Origin of the sequence: Rhodoferax sp. (genome assembly GCF_013297935.1) — a bacterium.
Classification (GTDB): domain Bacteria; phylum Pseudomonadota; class Gammaproteobacteria; order Burkholderiales; family Burkholderiaceae_C; genus Allorhodoferax.
Map to the genome: position 1 here is coordinate 62,151 of NZ_JAAFIX010000011.1, position 16,249 is coordinate 78,399.

A 16,249-nucleotide genomic window follows, 5' to 3' on the forward strand; every position below is an offset into this window, starting at 1 on the left:
CCTCAAAGGTCTCCCCAATACAACATAACGTCCTTACCGCTAAGGTGCAAATCCACCTTGGCACCAAAAGGAAGCAGAACTTTGGTTTGCACATGTCCATAGGGCAAATTTGTAAGCACCGGAATGGTCAGTCGAGCCCGAAGCCAATCGATGACCTTGGGCAGACCAAAACCTTTGTCATGACCTGACAACTTGTACTCAGTGAATTGGCCGAAAACGATTGCTTTTTGTTTGTCAAAAACACCTGCCCAAAGGAGTTGGGTCAGCATTCGCTCAATCCGATAAGGGTGTTCGGCAACATCCTCAATGAAGAGCACTCCACCTTGAATACTTGGAAAAAACGGAGTGCCCAAAATGGAGGTTAACACGCACAAGTTGCCCCCCCAAAGTACCGCATCTTCAATCACCAACGGTTCTTCGGTAATTGCTAGACCATATCGGTCCTGACGCCAACCTGTGCCCTCCCCCTGCTCCTGCAAGAGGTCGTTAAAACAGTCTTCCATGATGTCGTCGTTTTCTTCCCCAGCGGCGCCCGAGACACCAAATCCCTCGCAAAGTGCGGGACCAGCCCACGTTGTACAGCCCTCCATTGCATAAAGTGCCGACTGCAAGGCAGTGAAATCGCTGATGCCGATAAAATGGGTCCCATTTCCGATTGCAGATGCCAGCCCAGAATAAGGGAGCCTATCCAAAATCCGCGTGAGTCCGTAGCCACCACGGCTGATCAATGCCGCATCGGCACCGGATGCTGCCGCTCTGGATATCGCGCGGAGGCGCGTCTCGTCATCGCCCGCAAAGCGTTGGTGCGCAGTAAGGGCATCGACATCGATCTCAACCTCATAACCAAGCTTGACTAGGCGCCTAACGCCACGACGAAACGCACCTCTGTCACGAACAGCACCGGATGGCGAATAGATGTAAATGGACTTACTCACGGCGTTAGTCATTGGTGAAGTTTTTGAAGAAGCCATTGACCTTGTCGGAGCTAAGCTCAGTCGGTCGAAAGGCGTTTTTCGATAGTGAATGGTAGGGCTGTAGAGAGTGGTGGAGCATACCCTCCAAGACAGCGGCATATCCCTGGTCAGGGAATGGTGCTGAAATGCGTCGACGAATGCTAGGCGGCACGCCCTCTAAACAAGCTAACTGCTTTAAAGTCAAAGCTCTTCGAGGCGTCGATAGATCGCCTCTCTTTACTTCTGCTTCGCGGACTAGAGGTACCTCAGTTGCTGCATTGTCGAAGAAGATGACTTTGTCGTGGTCCAACGACAGACTCTTTTGCAACGTACTTGCGATGGCATTTGCGTTTCCAAGCGCAAGGATATTCAGTCTATCAATTTGCAATTGATTAACTAGATCCGACAGCGACTCGACATGCCTTTCAAGTGAATGCCATGTGCTTTTCTTTGGCTTGTCACTCATGCCGCATCCAATGAGGTCGGGTATCACAATCCGCCAGTCGACGGATCTTGGGTGATCCAGTAAAGGTTGGAATTGCCAACTCCAACTGCCCAACTCCGGGATGCAAAGCAATGTTCTTTGCGCAGAAGGACTCCCTGTGTCACGGTAGTGCATCCGATGACCGCTTTGGGTGTAAAAAAAGTGTCCTGCGTCGTTGTCGGGAACCAAGTCCTTAAAGGCTGAATCCGGTGTCCGCAGGGCATCCTCTCGAAGAGTGGGGCGACGCTCCCGCTTTTGCAAACGTATGGTGGCAAAAAATCGCTGCAGAAGCTCCTGACACTCCGATGCAAGGACACCTCCCTGCACTTGGGTCTGATGATTCAACTGCTTGCTGGCGAAGATATCCATCACCGAACCGGCCACCCCGGTTTTTGGATCCGACACTCCATATACGAGCCTCTTTATTCGACCGTGCAAAACCGCGCCACTACACATGGCGCATGGCTCTAGGGTGACATACAGTGAGGCGTTTTCCAGACGGAAGTTTTTGAGGTTTTTAGCAGCGTCTCGAAGCGCCATAACCTCAGCGTGTGCCGTTGGATCACAAAGCGTAATGGTTTGGTTCCGCCCAACTCCAATTACAGCCCCGTCTTTGACGACAACCGCACCGACAGGTATTTCACCTTCAGCGGCGGCGAGCCCGGCCTGTTCCAAAGCCAGGGACATGAAGGCCTCGTCAGCTCCCAACAATCGATCCACGGGCAATAAGCCACTCTCTGAGTGCAGACGAGGTCATGGGGCGCGCATAAAGGTAGCCTTGTCCCTCATGACATCCGAGCTCTTTAAGGCGGGCTGCTTGCCCCTCGGTCTCAATACCTTCCGCAATCACCTTGAGGTCAAGGTTTCGCCCTAGTTCGATCACCATAGAAGCTATGTGGCCACCCAACGCGTTGTCACTCAATTCAGTGACAAACGCACGGTCGATTTTTAACCGGTCTATTGGAAGCTGTCGCAGCTGACTTAATGACGAATAACCCGTCCCGAAGTCATCAATAGCAATCGAAATCCCAAGCTGCCGGACACCATGTAATGTCTCCAGCATGAAGTCGGCATCCTCCATGGCGACCGACTCGGTGATTTCAAGCTCCAAACACTCAGGCTTAATTCCGGTGTCGGTGAGAGCCGCACGCAACTTGTCCATAAATTCCGGGTTCCGAAACTGGATTTGCGAAACGTTGACCGACATCCGGATATCTTTACCACCTTGCGTTTGAAGTCTAACGAGTTCATGACACGCCATGCGTAGAACCCAGTCGCCGATCGCGATGATCATCCCGGAGGCCTCCGCCAAAGGAATAAAGCGATCGGGCGGAACGAATGTCCCGTCTTCATTTCGCCAGCGAATGAGTGCTTCGAGTCCTACGATCTGGTTCGTAGTGAGGTCAATTTGCGGCTGGTAAACGATAAACAGCCGTTCACTCTCCACCGCATTGCGCAAGCTTTGCAACAAGCGCACACGCTCGCGAATGTCTGAGCCCATTTCTGCAGAAAACATCACAAAGCTTCCGCGCCGGCTCTTCTTTGCTCGTTTCAATGCGATGTTGGCATCTTTTAACGCATCACGGCCCGAGGTGGTACCTGTGAACAACTCAGTCAGCCCCATGGTCGCAGTTACGATCATGGCATCGTCCTGAACTACAAAGGGACGACGGAACAGGGACAGGATACGCAATGGATCGATGACATCCCGAGCGCCCATGAGCCCGAAAGTGTCGCTGCCTATCCGGGCCAACACCGCGTCAGGACCAAGTTCGAACTTCAACCGGTCGGCCACTGACTGAAGAAGCCGATCCCCTTGTTGGTGACCCAGCGCATCGTTGATCTCAGAAAAATCATCAATGTCCAGAATGGCAATAACTACGTCACTCAATGTTGAGGTGGCAAGTCGCTCTTCACTCAAATCTATGAATTTGTTGCGGTTCGGCAGGCACGAGAGGCGATCGTAAAACGCCATTTCGTCAAGCTTTCTAATTTGCTCATAGGCACGCAGTGCTGCAGTCACTGTGGCATAGAGCTTAGTTCTGGTTAGCTCAGACTTCGTCTTGTAATCATTGATATCGAAATCATGGATGGTTTCAATTTCGGGGGCGTAGCCGGGCTGCCCCGTCCGGAGAATAATGCGCAGGTCTGTCAACTTGAGTTCTTGGCGGATAGTCTTTACGAGTGCAAGACCAGCGTCTTCACGCTCCATGACAACATCCAGCAGGACAATTGCAACTTCGGCCTCCCCTGCGAGCAAAAGTGCCGCTTCGCTGGCAGAGTAAGCGTGCAAAAACTCTAATTGACGCCCGAGAATCTGCACACCCGCTAAAGCAAAGGTCGTCGCTCGATGGACATCAGGCTCATCGTCAACGACCAAAAGGCGCCAAACCAGTGGCTTGCTGCTCTCGGCATCCGTCTCATCGTCCAAGAACTGGAGGGTATCGCCGTCTGATGATGGGTCCAACATATTGCCATTACTCATAGAAACATTGTGCATCAACCGCACGTTCAAGGCTAACTGATAAACACCGGAAAAGCCCTACGATTGAGCAAAAACAAAAAAGCGGTCCCACAGGTTTTCCCTAGGTGACCGCTTTTCTAATGTTCAGTGATAAGAACGACGTCGTTATTCCCACTCGATCGTGGCAGGAGGCTTGCTACTCACATCATAGGTAACCCGGTTAATTCCCCGGACCTCATTAATAATCCGGCCCGACACCGTCTTCAGAAGGCTGTACGGCAATTCAGCCCAGTCCGCAGTCATGAAATCGCTGGTTTGCACTGCACGTAACGCAACGACGTAGTCATAGGTCCGGCCATCGCCCATCACACCAACACTCTTTACCGGCAGAAAAACCGTAAATGCCTGTGACACCGCGTCATACCAGGTCTTGGGGGGCTTGCGCGGATTGGAACCAGCAAGACTTCCGCCTTGGTAAGGGGCCCGGCGCAATTCTTCAATAAAGATCGCATCCGCCCGTCGCAGAAGGTCGGCGAAGTCTCTATTCACCGCACCCAAAATTCGTACACCAAGGCCCGGGCCGGGGAATGGATGACGGTAAACCATGTCTGCAGGTAAGCCAAGAGCAACGCCCAATTCACGGACTTCGTCCTTGAACAACTCACGAAGTGGCTCGAGGAGCTTCAACCCTAACTGCTCAGGCAAGCCACCAACATTGTGGTGACTCTTGATCGTGACGGCTTTTTTGCTTTTCGCACCACCAGACTCAATCACATCCGGATAAATCGTGCCCTGTGCCAGCCACTTTGCACCGGACTTAGACGCACCAGACGCCGTCAATTTAGCCGCCTCGGCTTTAAACACCTCGACGAACTCGCGGCCGATGATTTTGCGTTTGGCCTCTGGGTCGCTTACCCCCGCCAGATGCCCCAGAAACTGCTCAGAGGCATCCACACGAATGACTTTGGCGTGCAACTTACCGACGAACATCTCCATGACCATATCGCCTTCATTCAGGCGGAGAAGTCCGTGGTCCACGAACACACAAGTCAGCTGGTCTCCGATAGCACGGTGAATCAGGGCAGCTGCCACTGAGGAGTCAACGCCTCCACTCAGCCCGAGAATGACCTCTTCGTCACCAACCTGCTCGCGAATCTTCTGCACTGCTTCCGCGATGTAGTCGCCCATAATCCAATCGGGTCGGGCTTCACAAATTTGCAGGACAAAGCGCTCCAGCAGATCTTGCCCCTTTTTGGTGTGCGTCACCTCAGGATGAAACTGCACGGCGTAAAAACTGCGCGATTCGTCGGCCATACCAGCGATGGGGCAGGCTGCGTTAGACGCCATCAACGAAAAACCGGGGGGCATTTCGGTGACTTTGTCGCCATGGCTCATCCAGACGTCCAACAAGCCATGGCCCTCTTCCGTCTTCAGATCTTCAAGACCCTCCAGCAGACGAGTGTGACCATGGGCTCGCACTTGGGCAGAGCCAAACTCCCGGGTACGCCCCGCCTCGACCTTGCCGCCGAGTTGCTGCGCCATGGTTTGCATGCCGTAGCAAATGCCCAGCACAGGGACCCCCAAGCTGAACACGGCATCTGGGGCTTTATCAGTCTCGTCCTCGTACACGCTGGCATGGCTGCCGGACAAAATAACGCCCTTCAGATTGCCATCCGCGGCGTAAGCCCGCACCCACTCGTCGGACACATCGCACGGGTGGACCTCGCAGAAAACGTGAGCGTCTCGCACACGTCGCGCGATGAGCTGGGTGACTTGCGAGCCGAAGTCAAGAATCAGGATTTTTTGATGCATGGGCTACTAACCTTCAATCGGCGCGGTAATTGGGAGCTTCTTTCGTGATTTGCACATCATGGACGTGGCTCTCGCGAATACCTGCTGTGGTGATCTCCACAAACTCCGCCTTGTCTTGCATCTCCGCAATCGTGGCGCAACCGCAATACCCCATGCTGGCCCGGATTCCGCCGGCCATCTGGAACACAATCGCGACCATGGAACCTTTGTAAGGTACGCGCCCCTCGATACCTTCAGGCACCAGCTTGTCAGCATTCGGGTTTCCGGTGCTTGATTCTTGGAAATAGCGATCCGCACTGCCCTGCTGCATGGCACCGATACTGCCCATTCCGCGGTAGCTCTTATAGCTGCGACCTTGGTACAAAATCACTTCTCCGGGAGCCTCTTCGGTACCCGCAAACATCCCGCCCATCATGACGGTGCCTGCACCTGCTGCAATAGCCTTGGCAATATCGCCGCTGTAGCGGATACCACCATCGGCGATCAAAGGGACACCGGTTCCACGCAATGCTGTGGCAACACTATCTACCGCCATGATCTGAGGCACACCCACACCTGCGACGATCCGGGTTGTACAAATCGATCCGGGGCCGATGCCGACCTTCACCGCATCCGCACCCGCTTCGACCAAGGCCAGCGCAGCTGCGCCTGTGGCAATGTTGCCACCGACCACATCCACTTGAGGAAAGTTTTGCTTGACCCAGCGCACCCGATCAATCACGCCCTTGCTGTGGCCGTGTGCGGTGTCCACCACGATGGCGTCCACCCCCGCCTGGACCAAAGCCTCCACACGCGCCTCTGTGCCTTCGCCCACACCCACGGCGGCGCCGACCCGCAGGCGACCGGTTGCATCCCGCGCGGCGTTGGGAAAGTTGAGCTGTTTGGTGATGTCTTTGACGGTAATCAGGCCTTTGAGCTCAAACGCCTCGTTAACCACCAGCAAGCGCTCGAGCTTGTGTTTGTTCAACAAAGCTTTCGCGGCTTCCGGGGTGGTTCCATCAGGTACGGTGATCAAGCGCTCACGCGGCGTCATGATCTCGCGAACAGCTTGGTCGTAGCGGGTTTCAAATCGAAGATCACGCCCGGTGACGATGCCAACCACCTTGCCACCGTCGCACACAGGGAAACCTGAAACGCCGAGTTGCTCAGAGAGCGCCATAACCTGGCGCACAGTGGTTTCAGGCGTAATGACCACGGGGTCGCGCAGCAGACCGGACTCGTAACGCTTTACCTTGGCAACCTGGGCTGCCTGTTCCGCGGCAGTAAGGTTTTTATGCACGATGCCCATGCCACCCTCTTGAGCGATTGCAATCGCTAAACGGGCCTCCGTGACGGTGTCCATCGCTGCCGACACGAGCGGCAGATTCAGGGCGATGTTGCGGGAAAAACGGGTGGCTAGGCTGGTGTCCTTAGGCAGGACTTGGGAGAACGCTGGAACCAACAACACATCGTCGAAGGTCAGCGCTTTGCCGAGAAGGCGCATGTCAAAGCTCCAAAAGTCGGATTGTACCCGCCACAGCCCCTTCGCCCTCTGACGGAAGCGCTAAACTGTTGGCATGAAACTGCTCAAGCCCCTCGCCGCACTGTCCCTTGCGTTTATCACCGCTTCGGCCATGGCCCAATGGCAATGGATCGACAAAGACGGGAGAAAAATATTCAGCGACCGGGCACCGGGAGCAGAGATACCTGAAAAAAATATTCTCAAGCGTCCTGCAGGTTCCAAGGCGCCTGTGAGCGACGCCCCCGCGCAGACTGACGTACCAGCCACCAAGCCAGAAAGTTCAGCAAGCCCGTCGACCAAGGACTCGGGTGTAGACAAGACACTGGATGCCAGAAAGAAGCAAGCGGAAGCTGCAGAAGCTGCAAAAAAACAAGCGGAAGCTGAAAAAATCGCGAAGGCCAAGGCTGACAACTGCAAGCTCGCCCGACAGGCAAAAGCCACCTTCGATTCAGGCGTCAGGATTGCGCGCACCAACAGCTCCGGGGAGCGAGAGTTCTTAGACGACTCTGCACGCGCCGCTGAAACTCAGCGCATTCAAAGTGTCATTGAAAAAGATTGCCTATAAGCTCCGCCCAGTAGCTCAGTAGCCGGCCTTCTTACCCGGTTTTGTTTTGGCAAACAAACCCGCCGACTTGGCCCCTTGCCGGACGAAGCGCTCTCGGCGGGCCACCTTGGGATCCACCTTCAAAGGCTGCAGCAATTCCAGCCGGTCGCCGTCCAGCAAAGCCTGGTGCGGGTTGACTCTTTTGCCCCAGACAGCAAGCGACAAGCCATCAATTTCTGCATCACTTTTTCCGGCAAGCAACAGGCTCTTCGCCACCGCATCTGCCGCAGTCGCACCCGGCTTTAAACGAACGACTTGCTCCAGGACGCTCCTCGGTGCACTCGCCATGATGACCAGCACCGTGATAGCGCCCCCACAGTCCTTGCGTGTTTCAGTCGCCATATACTTGTTGCGCACGCTTTACAAATGCATCGACCATGCTGGCTGCAATTTTGTCAAATACCGGCCCGACCAGTTTGGCAAGGGCGTTGCTATCAAAGCCGTAATTCAAACTCAGGCTCACCCGGCAGGCGCGCTGACTACCATCCCCCACAGGCGCAAAAAGCCACTCCCCATCCAACTTGGAAAACGGCCCTTTCACCAGGCTCATGCCGACACGCTCATGGGCGGTGTGCTCATTTTTAGTCACAAAGGTCTGTCGAATTCCGCTGAAGGAAATACCGACCTCAGCGGTCATGCCGAGCTCGTCTTGCGTCATCACATGGGCGTGGTCACACCATGGCAAAAAGCGGGGATACTGCGCAACGTCAGTGACCAAGGCATACATTTCTGCGGGGCTGTACCAGATGAGGACGGACTTGTGAACGGTTTTCATAGAATGGCGTGTTGCGCGGGATTGTAGACAAGCCCATATGCGTCTCTTTCAATCCCCACCGTCATCCCCATTTGCACCCCATGGCCAAGAAACCCGAAACACAAACGCGCATTGCTGACAATAAAAAAGCCACCTTTAACTACTTCTTTGAAGAGCGGTTTGAGGCAGGACTGGTACTCGAAGGCTGGGAAGTTAAATCGTTGCGTGAAGGGAAAGTGCAACTCACCGACGGCTACGTAGTGATCCGCGACGGTGAAATGTTCATCATCGGTCTGCAGATCAATCCATTGCACACGGCCTCCAGCCACGTCAGCCCCGACAAAGTTCGCACCAAAAAACTCCTGCTGCACAAAGAAGAAATTAAGCGGTTGACCGGCAAAGTCGAGCAAAAAGGCTACACGCTGGTACCTATCAACCTGCATTGGAAGAGTGGCAAAGTGAAATGCGATATCGCGCTGGCCAAGGGAAAAGCAGAGCACGACAAACGCGACACTATCAAGGATCGGGAAGGTAAACGCGAGGTAGAACGTGCCATGAAAGATCGCAACCGCTGATTTTTTTCGGAGCAGCGGAATAAATCGCCTGCGGCAAACGTTTATCCCGGGGAGCAGGCATGTCGCCTGTCACACCCCTAGGAGCCTCGCATGAAGTCTTTCTCTGCCCTCGCCCTCTCCGCCCTCATCTTGGGAGGCTGCGCTTCGGTCCCTCCGGGAGCACCTACCGCAACCAGTGGAGGCATTCTGACCGGAACTAACGGCATGACGCTCTACACCTTTGACAAAGATGTGACGGGGAGCAGCAAATCCGTCTGCAACGGTCCCTGTGCCGTGAATTGGCCTCCATTGATGGCACAAGACACTGACAAAGCACAGGGTGAATACAGCATCATCACGCGTGATGATGGGAAAAAACAGTGGGCTCTCAAAGGCAAGCCTCTCTACTTCTGGATCAAAGACACCAAACCCGGCGACACCACCGGCAATGGTGTGAACAATGTGTGGCGCACGGTCACGCCTTGACAAGACATGAACCCCACCCGGCTCACAGAACACTTGCCAGGACTCCGGCGCTATGCCCGGGCACTGACAGGAAGTCAGTGGGCCGCGGACGACTTGGTGCAAGACACCCTGGAACGCGCCTGCACCAAGTGGTCGCTATGGTTGGCTGGCACCGACTTGCGGGCGTGGTTGTTTACGCTGATGCACAACATCTATGCAAGCGATGTCCGCCGCGCAATACGCCGACAAGTTACAGCGCCCACCGATGATTGGGATGAGTCCGTAACGCAGGTCGCGGCACAGGAGACTGACCTTGACACCCGAATTGATCTGCAGCGCTGTCTGATGCAGCTACCGGAGGAGCAGCGGATCGTGCTGCTTCTTGTGGGCATGGAGGGACTGTCGTATTCCGAGGTGGCTCACATAACCCGCACCCCTTTGGGCACTGTTATGTCGAGGTTGTCCCGCGCCCGCTTGCGCCTGCACCTCCTCATGGATGCGAGTCCCCACGAGGCGCAGGACTCGCCGCCAGTCGACAACGTTGTACACCTACCGCTGAAGCACTGAGTACCCTATGAGCGTAACTCCCCTCCCGCCGGAAAGCTCCGAAGAGCGCCGGATCCGCGAACAGCAGGACATTTGGTTGCAAGGTTTGCACCGGGGAGTCCTGAACGAGCCTGTGCCAGTGTATTTGCAGGAGGCTGCACGTGCGATTCAGTCCCGTCACCGCAGCGCGATGCAATGGACTCGCACGGGAGGATGGGCGGCAAGTGTGGCTTTTGCATTCATCATGGGATGGGTGGCTCAGCCTTTATGGGGTACGTCAGCGGTCGGTTTCTCGCAGGCCGCGCGGAGCACCCCATTGTTCGCACAGCAAGCCTTGGCCGCTCATGCGGTCTTCACGCCGGAAGTGCGCCATCCGGTGGAGGTGGGGCCAACGGAGCAACAACATCTGGTGCAATGGCTATCAAAACGTGTCGGCAAACCGCTGGCAGCGCCCGATCTGCAGACTCAGGGTTATCAGCTGATGGGAGGTCGGCTCCTCTCAGCGGAGTCCGGCGCGCGCGCGCAAATGATGTTCGAAAACGCAGCCGGCAAACGGCTGACGCTTTACGTGGGCGGCTTACCCATCAGTCAAACGCCTGCCAGCGCGAGCTCGACCGGTTTTCAGCTGACGCAGCAAGGCCGGAACCTGAGTTTCTATTGGGTCGATCAAAACTTCGGCTATGCACTCACCGGCGAGCTCGATCGGCAAACCATGCTGGCACTTGCCGAGGCGGTGTATGCCCAGTTGCCTCGCTGACCACTCGCCCGCCTCGGTATCTATTGAAACCTTAAGCGAGATCCCGCAGGGGGTGGGCAGCAGCAGGCCACGGGCTGGCAAAAAATGGCGTCACCATCGCGGTGTTTACTTCGTGAATCGAAGCGGGAGCCCACTGTGGCTGGTGGTCTTTGTCGACCGCCAAGGCGCGAATGCCTTCCACGGTTTCACTGCGAGCGCCCTGCCGGTCCAGATGCCGCGTGACAAAGCAGTGCCGCACCATATCGCGCTCCATGCGAAGCTCATCGGCTAAGCCCATATCCCGACCACGACGGATCTGCGCCAACACCACGTGCAACATCAGTGGAGAACGCTTCTGCAATGTCGCCAGCGTGGCCTGTGCCCATTCGGAACCGTCCGACTCCAGCGCTGCAAAGATGCCAAAGATGTCGCTAGCAGCAAAAATAGAATCAATTTGACCTCTAGCCCTTATGGAATATGCGGTAAGTGCTATCGAATGCATAGCAATCCAAGACTCCAGTGAATTCGAGTCCTGCCAGTCAAGAAGTGTCAAACCGTCCCACGCACTTTGCAGACTGGTCGGCGCGAAGACACGGTCAGCCAATCCGGCAGCTACGGCACCCTCGCCGTCCAACAGCTCGCCGGTCAAGGCCAGCCACTCGCCAATGCGCCCCGGGCAGCGGCTCAAAAAGTAGCCTCCGCCCACATCGGGAAACTGGCCGATACCGGTTTCCGGCATGGCCATCTTGGTCCGCCCCGTCACGATGCGGTGCGAGGCGCCTTGGCTCACGCCCATGCCGCCCCCCATGACAATTCCATCCATGAAAGCGATGTAGGGTTTGCCGTAGGTGTGGATCAAATGGTTGAGGGCGTATTCCTCTGTGAAGAAATCCTCAAGCGCGGGGTCTCCGGAGAGTGCAGCCGCATGAAAAAACCGGATGTCTCCTCCCGCACAAAAGGCGCCGAAAGGCCCCTCCTTGCCAATCCCCCGGATGGCCACCGCCTGCACAGCGTCGTCGGCCTGCCAATGGCGCAAGGCTGCGGTGAGCGCTCTCACCATCGGTAAGTTCAGCGCGTTCAGGGCTTTGGGGCGATTCAGCGTGATCAAGCCCACGCCGCCGCGGACCTCGGTCACCACCTCAGGGCATTGCATATCAAAACTCATGTTCTTTGTCTCCAACCAATCCATTCATTGACCACCAGTGCACCGATTACCAGCGCACCCCCGGTGAGCACCGCGGAGCCGGGTTCTTCACCAGCACCCCACCACGCCAGAAGAATACCGAAAATGACCTCCAGCAACTGAAGCAATGATATTTCAGGGGCCTTCAAAATCTGGGCACAGCGCACACTCAAAACGCAGGGTACCGCCAGCTGGAATACGCCCAGCAGTCCGAGCAACAGGACGTCGTGGGAGGTTGCCTGAAACGGGAGCGCCATAGGCAAGGTCACCACACAAGAGATCACGCCACCTGCCCAGACAGCGGGCATCAGGTCCACATCGTGACCTTGGTCATGCGCATGCTGGGTCACGGTCCAGTTGGTTGCGCCCGCAAGGGGCACACACAAAGCGACCAGGGTTCCGGCAAGCGACACACTGTCGAGTTGCGAGGCGTACATGTACACAATGCCGGCACCTGCCACACACACAGCCACCCACGTGCGCCGCGGAATGTGCTGCCCTATAAACAGGCGTGCCAGTAGTGCCGTCATGAGCGGGCCCATCGACATGGTCACGAGTACATTGCCCACGGACGTGAGCGTCAGCGCCACCATGAAAGCCGTGAACATCACACTCCAGCACACCGCACTGAGCCAGAACGAGCGGCCGGCCGTTAATGTCCGGCGAAAGACTGCCTTGCCACTCACCCAAGGCAAGAGCAGGCTCAAGGACAGCACCGTGAAAAAGGCCCGCCAGAAGGTGACCTCAAAGCTGCGGGCTGACTCCAAATGCCGCGTCACCACACCGGCCGTCGACCACAGCAAGGTCACCAGCACCATTAAAAACACCGCCCGGTTATGGCTTAGTTTCATAACACCCCAGTCCATAGAAAAAAGGCACTCCGGACGCAAAAAAGCCGCGGAACCAGCAAGGCTGGGCCGCGGCCGTCCGGGCAATTCTGCACACACCGGCAAGCTACCGGCGCATCAGAATTAGTCGCGGGACGCGCGCTTGCGCTCGTGCTCTTTCAGGAAACGCTTGCGCAGGCGGACCGACTTGGGCGTGATTTCGACCAGCTCGTCGTCTTCAATGAATTCCACGCCGTATTCCAGTGTGAGTTCAATCGGAGGTGTGATCTTGATCGCGTCTTCCTTGCCGCTCACGCGGAAGTTGGTCAACTGCTTGGTACGGGTCGCGTTCACGATCAGGTCGTTGTCACGGTTGTGGATACCCACAATCATGCCTTCGTACACCGGGTCGTTCGCCTTCACGAACATGCGGCCACGGTCATCCAGCTTGCCCAGGGCGTACGTGAAGATTTCACCGTCGTCCATGGAGATCAGCACGCCGTTCTTACGACCGCCGATGTCGCCCTTGTGCGGCTCGTAGCAGTCGAAAATGTTGGCGATCAGGCCGGAACCACGGGTCAAGTTCAGGAATTCGTTAGAGAAACCGATCAATCCGCGGGCAGGAATACGGTATTCCAAACGCACGCGACCACGGCCGTCCGGCTCCATGTTGATCAGCTCGCCCTTGCGCTCGCCCATGGCTTGCATCACACCGCCCTGGTGTTGCTCTTCGATGTCGGCAGTCACCAATTCGATAGGCTCGTGCTTCTCGCCGTTGATGTCCTTGAACATCACGCGGGGCTTGGACACTGCCATTTCGTAGCCTTCGCGACGCATGTTTTCCAGCAAGATGGTCAGGTGCAATTCACCACGACCCAAGACTTCGAACACGCCTTCTTCGTCGGTTTCGTTAACGCGCAGCGCCACGTTGTGTTGCAGTTCTTTTTGCAGGCGGTCCCAGATCTGACGGCTGGTCACAAACTTGCCTTCGCGACCGGCCAAGGGGCTGGTGTTCACGCAGAAGTTCATGGTCAGGGTGGGCTCGTCCACCTTCAGCATAGGCAGTGGCTGGGGGTTGGCGGGATCAGTCACCGTCACGCCGATACCAATGTCTTCAATACCGTTGATCAGCACGATGTCGCCGGGGCCGGCCAAGGGGCTCTGCATACGGTCCAGACCTTGGAAGGTCAGCACCTGGTTCACGCGGCCTTTGACAACCTTGCCATCGGGACCTTCCATGACCACCACGTCTTGCATGGGCTTGATCGTGCCCTGGCTGATACGGCCCACGCCGATACGGCCCACAAAGCTGGAGAAGTCCAACGCAGAAATTTGCAATTGCAGCGGAGCAGCCGGGTCACCGGAGTTCGGTGGCACGTGCTTCAAAATGGTGTTGAACAGAGCCGACATGTCGGGGCCCCACTGCTCACCGGGAGCGCCTTCTTCCAGGGAGGACCAACCGTTGATACCGGAGGCGTACACCACGGGGAAGTCCAACTGCTCGTCAGTCGCGCCCAGCTTGTCGAACAGGTCAAACGCCGCGTTCACCACCTTGTCGGGGTTGGCACCAGGCTTGTCCACCTTGTTCACCACCACGATGGGCTTCAGACCCAAGGCCAAGGCCTTCTTGGTCACAAAGCGGGTTTGGGGCATAGGGCCTTCTTGGGCATCGATCAACAACAAGACGCTGTCGACCATGGAGAGCGCACGCTCCACTTCACCACCGAAGTCCGCGTGTCCGGGGGTGTCCACGATGTTGATGTGAGTGCCTTCCCAGCTCACGGCACAGTTCTTGGCCAGAATCGTGATGCCGCGTTCTTTTTCGATGGCGTTGTTGTCCATCACGGTATCAACGACTTTTTCGTGCTCGGCAAAGGTGCCGGACTGGCGCAGCAACTGGTCCACCATGGTGGTTTTACCGTGGTCAACGTGCGCAATGATGGCGATGTTTCGGATTTGTTTACTCATGGTTCACTTTCTTGCTTAAGCCACTGGGGCCCAGTTTTCGCTACTCTGTTTCAAACTTGTTTCCAGGGCCGCTTGCTGCCCCAGGGATTCACTGATTTCCAGCGGACTCAATAGCCGCACCGGGATCAGTTCCCCGGCCTTGACCTGTGCAGTACCCAACAAGGCTTTGGGTGATGCGGCATACACCGCCACTTGCTCTGCGTCGGCCCAGCTCCCGCGCCGCCGCATTCCACTCAAAAACCGTGCCGCATTCTCGCTGTCCAGTGTGACAAGCGCATGCTGCGGCAGCAATGCATCAACGGGCAGCAGGCACGCCATGCGCTCCGCTTCCGTCATCGCCTCCAGTGCCTCCAGCGTGATGCAGCGGCTGGTATCGAAACCGCCGGTACGCACACGCCGCAGTGCGCTCAAATGCGCTCCGCAACCCAAGGCTTCGCCAATGTCTTCACCCAGGGTGCGGATATAAGTACCCTTACTGCAATCCACTACCAATTTGATAGCAGGCTGCGCAATATCTATAGGGGCTGGCACCTGTTTCAGCCCATGAATCACAACATGGCGCGCCTCGCGCTCCACCTCGATGCCGGCCCGGGCATATTCGTACAAGGCCCGGCCATCTTTCTTGAGGGCACTGTGCATGGGCGGGACCTGGGCGATCGGGCCGGTAAACCGAGCCAGAACCGCATCCAACGCCTCCTGCGTAAACGCCACAGGGCGCTCACTGATCACTTCACCCTCAGCATCCGCTGTGGTGGTTTTGATGCCCAGGCGCACTGTCGTCTCGTAGGCTTTGTCAGCGTCCAAGTGCATCTGACTGAACTTGGTGGCTGCGCCAAAACACAAGGGCAGCACACCGGTTGCCAATGGATCCAAGGTACCTGTATGGCCCGCTTTTTCGGCCCGCAGCAACCATTTTGCTTTTTGCAAAGCCTGGTTGCTGGACAGTCCGATCGGCTTGTCCAGCAGTAGCACCCCATGCACAGGGCGCCTTGCAACCCGTGCACGTGGCGCGTTCATGGTCTTAATCCTCTTTGGCGCGAGACGATACCGCACGAGCAATCAGCGCATTCATGTCTGCGGCTCGTTCGGTTGTCTGGTCAAAAATGAAATGCAAGGTTGGCACCGTATGGATGTGCAGTCGCTTGAACAAACCGGCGCGCAAAAAGCCTGCAGCCTGGTTCAGACCTTCGGCCGTTTCCACCGGATCGCCCACCAACAGACTGAAGAACACCTTCGCATGCGCATAGTCGGGCGTCACTTCGACGCCTTGAATGGTGACCATGCCCACTCGTGGGTCCTTCAACTCGCGAGCGATCAGCTCGGCCAGATCCCGCTGGATCTGGTCGGCCACCTGAAAGCTGCGGTTGGGGGTAGATGACTTTTTTCGCACTCAAAAAC

Annotated in this window: 17 protein-coding genes; 5 read left to right on the forward strand and 12 right to left on the reverse strand. The window is 56.5% G+C overall.

Annotated features, from left to right (window positions below; all coding sequences use genetic code 11):
- Positions 1 to 2 precede the first annotated feature (2 nt).
- From QZW03_RS14385 to guaB, 5 genes are all read right to left on the reverse strand, one after another.
- Positions 3 to 935: an LD-carboxypeptidase gene (locus QZW03_RS14385; RefSeq protein ID WP_296510705.1), complete on the reverse strand. Its 933-nt coding sequence runs from the start codon at positions 933 to 935 to the stop codon at positions 3 to 5.
- Between the two features lie 4 nt (positions 936 to 939).
- Positions 940 to 2,124, reverse strand: coding sequence for a tRNA adenosine(34) deaminase TadA (gene tadA, locus QZW03_RS14390; protein WP_296510706.1), 1,185 nt, complete (start codon positions 2,122 to 2,124; stop codon positions 940 to 942).
- 10 nt (positions 2,125 to 2,134) lie between these two features.
- Complete coding sequence (locus QZW03_RS14395; RefSeq protein ID WP_296510707.1) at positions 2,135 to 3,922, reverse strand: GGDEF domain-containing response regulator; 1,788 nt, start codon at positions 3,920 to 3,922, stop codon at positions 2,135 to 2,137.
- A gap of 144 nt (positions 3,923 to 4,066) precedes the next feature.
- Complete coding sequence (gene guaA, locus QZW03_RS14400; RefSeq protein ID WP_296510708.1) at positions 4,067 to 5,713, reverse strand: glutamine-hydrolyzing GMP synthase; 1,647 nt, start codon at positions 5,711 to 5,713, stop codon at positions 4,067 to 4,069.
- A gap of 13 nt (positions 5,714 to 5,726) precedes the next feature.
- On the reverse strand, positions 5,727 to 7,196 hold the full coding sequence (gene guaB / locus QZW03_RS14405) for an IMP dehydrogenase (RefSeq protein ID WP_296510709.1): 1,470 nt from the start codon (positions 7,194 to 7,196) through the stop codon (positions 5,727 to 5,729).
- Positions 7,197 to 7,269: 73 nt separating this feature from the next.
- Between guaB and QZW03_RS14410 the strand changes: the two genes are divergently transcribed.
- The gene (locus tag QZW03_RS14410) at positions 7,270 to 7,779 is read left to right on the forward strand and encodes a DUF4124 domain-containing protein (RefSeq protein ID WP_296510710.1); all 510 of its coding nucleotides are present in this window, start codon (positions 7,270 to 7,272) and stop codon (positions 7,777 to 7,779) included.
- 15 nt (positions 7,780 to 7,794) lie between these two features.
- On the opposite strand, the gene QZW03_RS14415 is transcribed toward QZW03_RS14410, so the two are convergent.
- The gene (locus tag QZW03_RS14415; protein WP_296510711.1) at positions 7,795 to 8,160 is read right to left on the reverse strand and encodes an RnfH family protein; all 366 of its coding nucleotides are present in this window, start codon (positions 8,158 to 8,160) and stop codon (positions 7,795 to 7,797) included.
- Positions 8,150 to 8,593: a type II toxin-antitoxin system RatA family toxin gene (locus tag QZW03_RS14420; RefSeq protein ID WP_296510712.1), complete on the reverse strand. Its 444-nt coding sequence runs from the start codon at positions 8,591 to 8,593 to the stop codon at positions 8,150 to 8,152. Before QZW03_RS14420 ends, QZW03_RS14415 begins: the two co-directional genes overlap by 11 nt.
- Positions 8,594 to 8,673: 80 nt before the next feature.
- Between QZW03_RS14420 and smpB the strand changes: the two genes are divergently transcribed.
- The 4 genes from smpB (at position 8,674) to QZW03_RS14440 (ending at position 10,894) form a co-directional block, all read left to right on the forward strand.
- Positions 8,674 to 9,147 (forward strand): SsrA-binding protein SmpB, encoded by a 474-nt coding sequence (smpB, locus tag QZW03_RS14425; protein WP_296510713.1) that lies wholly within the window; start codon positions 8,674 to 8,676, stop codon positions 9,145 to 9,147.
- A gap of 90 nt (positions 9,148 to 9,237) precedes the next feature.
- Entirely contained in the window at positions 9,238 to 9,612 is a 375-nt protein-coding gene (locus QZW03_RS14430) for a hypothetical protein (protein ID WP_296510714.1), read from the forward strand.
- Positions 9,613 to 9,618: 6 nt separating this feature from the next.
- Complete coding sequence (locus QZW03_RS14435; RefSeq protein ID WP_296510715.1) at positions 9,619 to 10,158, forward strand: sigma-70 family RNA polymerase sigma factor; 540 nt, start codon at positions 9,619 to 9,621, stop codon at positions 10,156 to 10,158.
- Between the two features lie 7 nt (positions 10,159 to 10,165).
- Positions 10,166 to 10,894: an anti-sigma factor gene (locus QZW03_RS14440; RefSeq protein WP_296510716.1), complete on the forward strand. Its 729-nt coding sequence runs from the start codon at positions 10,166 to 10,168 to the stop codon at positions 10,892 to 10,894.
- A 31-nt stretch (positions 10,895 to 10,925) separates the two neighbouring features.
- Here QZW03_RS14440 and QZW03_RS14445 read toward each other — a convergent pair whose 3' ends face one another.
- The 5 genes from QZW03_RS14445 to rbfA all read right to left on the reverse strand — a co-directional run bounded on the left by QZW03_RS14445 (position 10,926) and on the right by rbfA (position 16,241).
- On the reverse strand, positions 10,926 to 12,038 hold the full coding sequence (locus QZW03_RS14445; protein WP_296510717.1) for an enoyl-CoA hydratase/isomerase family protein: 1,113 nt from the start codon (positions 12,036 to 12,038) through the stop codon (positions 10,926 to 10,928).
- Positions 12,035 to 12,907, reverse strand: a complete 873-nt coding sequence (locus tag QZW03_RS14450) for a DMT family transporter (protein WP_296510718.1) — start codon at positions 12,905 to 12,907, stop codon at positions 12,035 to 12,037. The genes QZW03_RS14445 and QZW03_RS14450 overlap by 4 nt, the downstream gene beginning before the upstream one ends.
- 120 nt (positions 12,908 to 13,027) lie before the next feature.
- Positions 13,028 to 14,851: a translational GTPase TypA gene (gene typA, locus QZW03_RS14455; RefSeq protein WP_296510719.1), complete on the reverse strand. Its 1,824-nt coding sequence runs from the start codon at positions 14,849 to 14,851 to the stop codon at positions 13,028 to 13,030.
- 15 nt (positions 14,852 to 14,866) lie between these two features.
- Complete coding sequence (truB, locus tag QZW03_RS14460; RefSeq protein WP_296510720.1) at positions 14,867 to 15,868, reverse strand: tRNA pseudouridine(55) synthase TruB; 1,002 nt, start codon at positions 15,866 to 15,868, stop codon at positions 14,867 to 14,869.
- A 4-nt stretch (positions 15,869 to 15,872) separates the two neighbouring features.
- On the reverse strand, positions 15,873 to 16,241 hold the full coding sequence (rbfA, locus tag QZW03_RS14465) for a 30S ribosome-binding factor RbfA (protein WP_138515459.1): 369 nt from the start codon (positions 16,239 to 16,241) through the stop codon (positions 15,873 to 15,875).
- Between the last annotated feature and the right edge of the window lie 8 nt (positions 16,242 to 16,249).

What these genes read in the sequence shown, in the direction of transcription:
- QZW03_RS14395 (WP_296510707.1), bottom strand. Translation starts at nt 3,922, where the DNA reads ATGAGTAATGGCAATATGTTGGACCCATCATCAGACGGCGATACCCTC.
- tadA (WP_296510706.1), bottom strand. Translation starts at nt 2,124, where the DNA reads ATGTCCCTGGCTTTGGAACAGGCCGGGCTCGCCGCCGCTGAAGGTGAA.
- QZW03_RS14440 (WP_296510716.1), top strand. Translation starts at nt 10,166, where the DNA reads ATGAGCGTAACTCCCCTCCCGCCGGAAAGCTCCGAAGAGCGCCGGATC.
- typA (WP_296510719.1), bottom strand. Translation starts at nt 14,851, where the DNA reads ATGAGTAAACAAATCCGAAACATCGCCATCATTGCGCACGTTGACCAC.
- QZW03_RS14410 (WP_296510710.1), top strand. Translation starts at nt 7,270, where the DNA reads ATGAAACTGCTCAAGCCCCTCGCCGCACTGTCCCTTGCGTTTATCACC.
- guaA (WP_296510708.1), bottom strand. Translation starts at nt 5,713, where the DNA reads ATGCATCAAAAAATCCTGATTCTTGACTTCGGCTCGCAAGTCACCCAG.
- QZW03_RS14450 (WP_296510718.1), bottom strand. Translation starts at nt 12,907, where the DNA reads ATGAAACTAAGCCATAACCGGGCGGTGTTTTTAATGGTGCTGGTGACC.
- QZW03_RS14430 (WP_296510714.1), top strand. Translation starts at nt 9,238, where the DNA reads ATGAAGTCTTTCTCTGCCCTCGCCCTCTCCGCCCTCATCTTGGGAGGC.
- smpB (WP_296510713.1), top strand. Translation starts at nt 8,674, where the DNA reads ATGGCCAAGAAACCCGAAACACAAACGCGCATTGCTGACAATAAAAAA.
- guaB (WP_296510709.1), bottom strand. Translation starts at nt 7,196, where the DNA reads ATGCGCCTTCTCGGCAAAGCGCTGACCTTCGACGATGTGTTGTTGGTT.
- truB (WP_296510720.1), bottom strand. Translation starts at nt 15,868, where the DNA reads ATGAACGCGCCACGTGCACGGGTTGCAAGGCGCCCTGTGCATGGGGTG.
- QZW03_RS14415 (WP_296510711.1), bottom strand. Translation starts at nt 8,160, where the DNA reads ATGGCGACTGAAACACGCAAGGACTGTGGGGGCGCTATCACGGTGCTG.
- QZW03_RS14435 (WP_296510715.1), top strand. Translation starts at nt 9,619, where the DNA reads ATGAACCCCACCCGGCTCACAGAACACTTGCCAGGACTCCGGCGCTAT.
- QZW03_RS14420 (WP_296510712.1), bottom strand. Translation starts at nt 8,593, where the DNA reads ATGAAAACCGTTCACAAGTCCGTCCTCATCTGGTACAGCCCCGCAGAA.
- QZW03_RS14445 (WP_296510717.1), bottom strand. Translation starts at nt 12,038, where the DNA reads ATGAGTTTTGATATGCAATGCCCTGAGGTGGTGACCGAGGTCCGCGGC.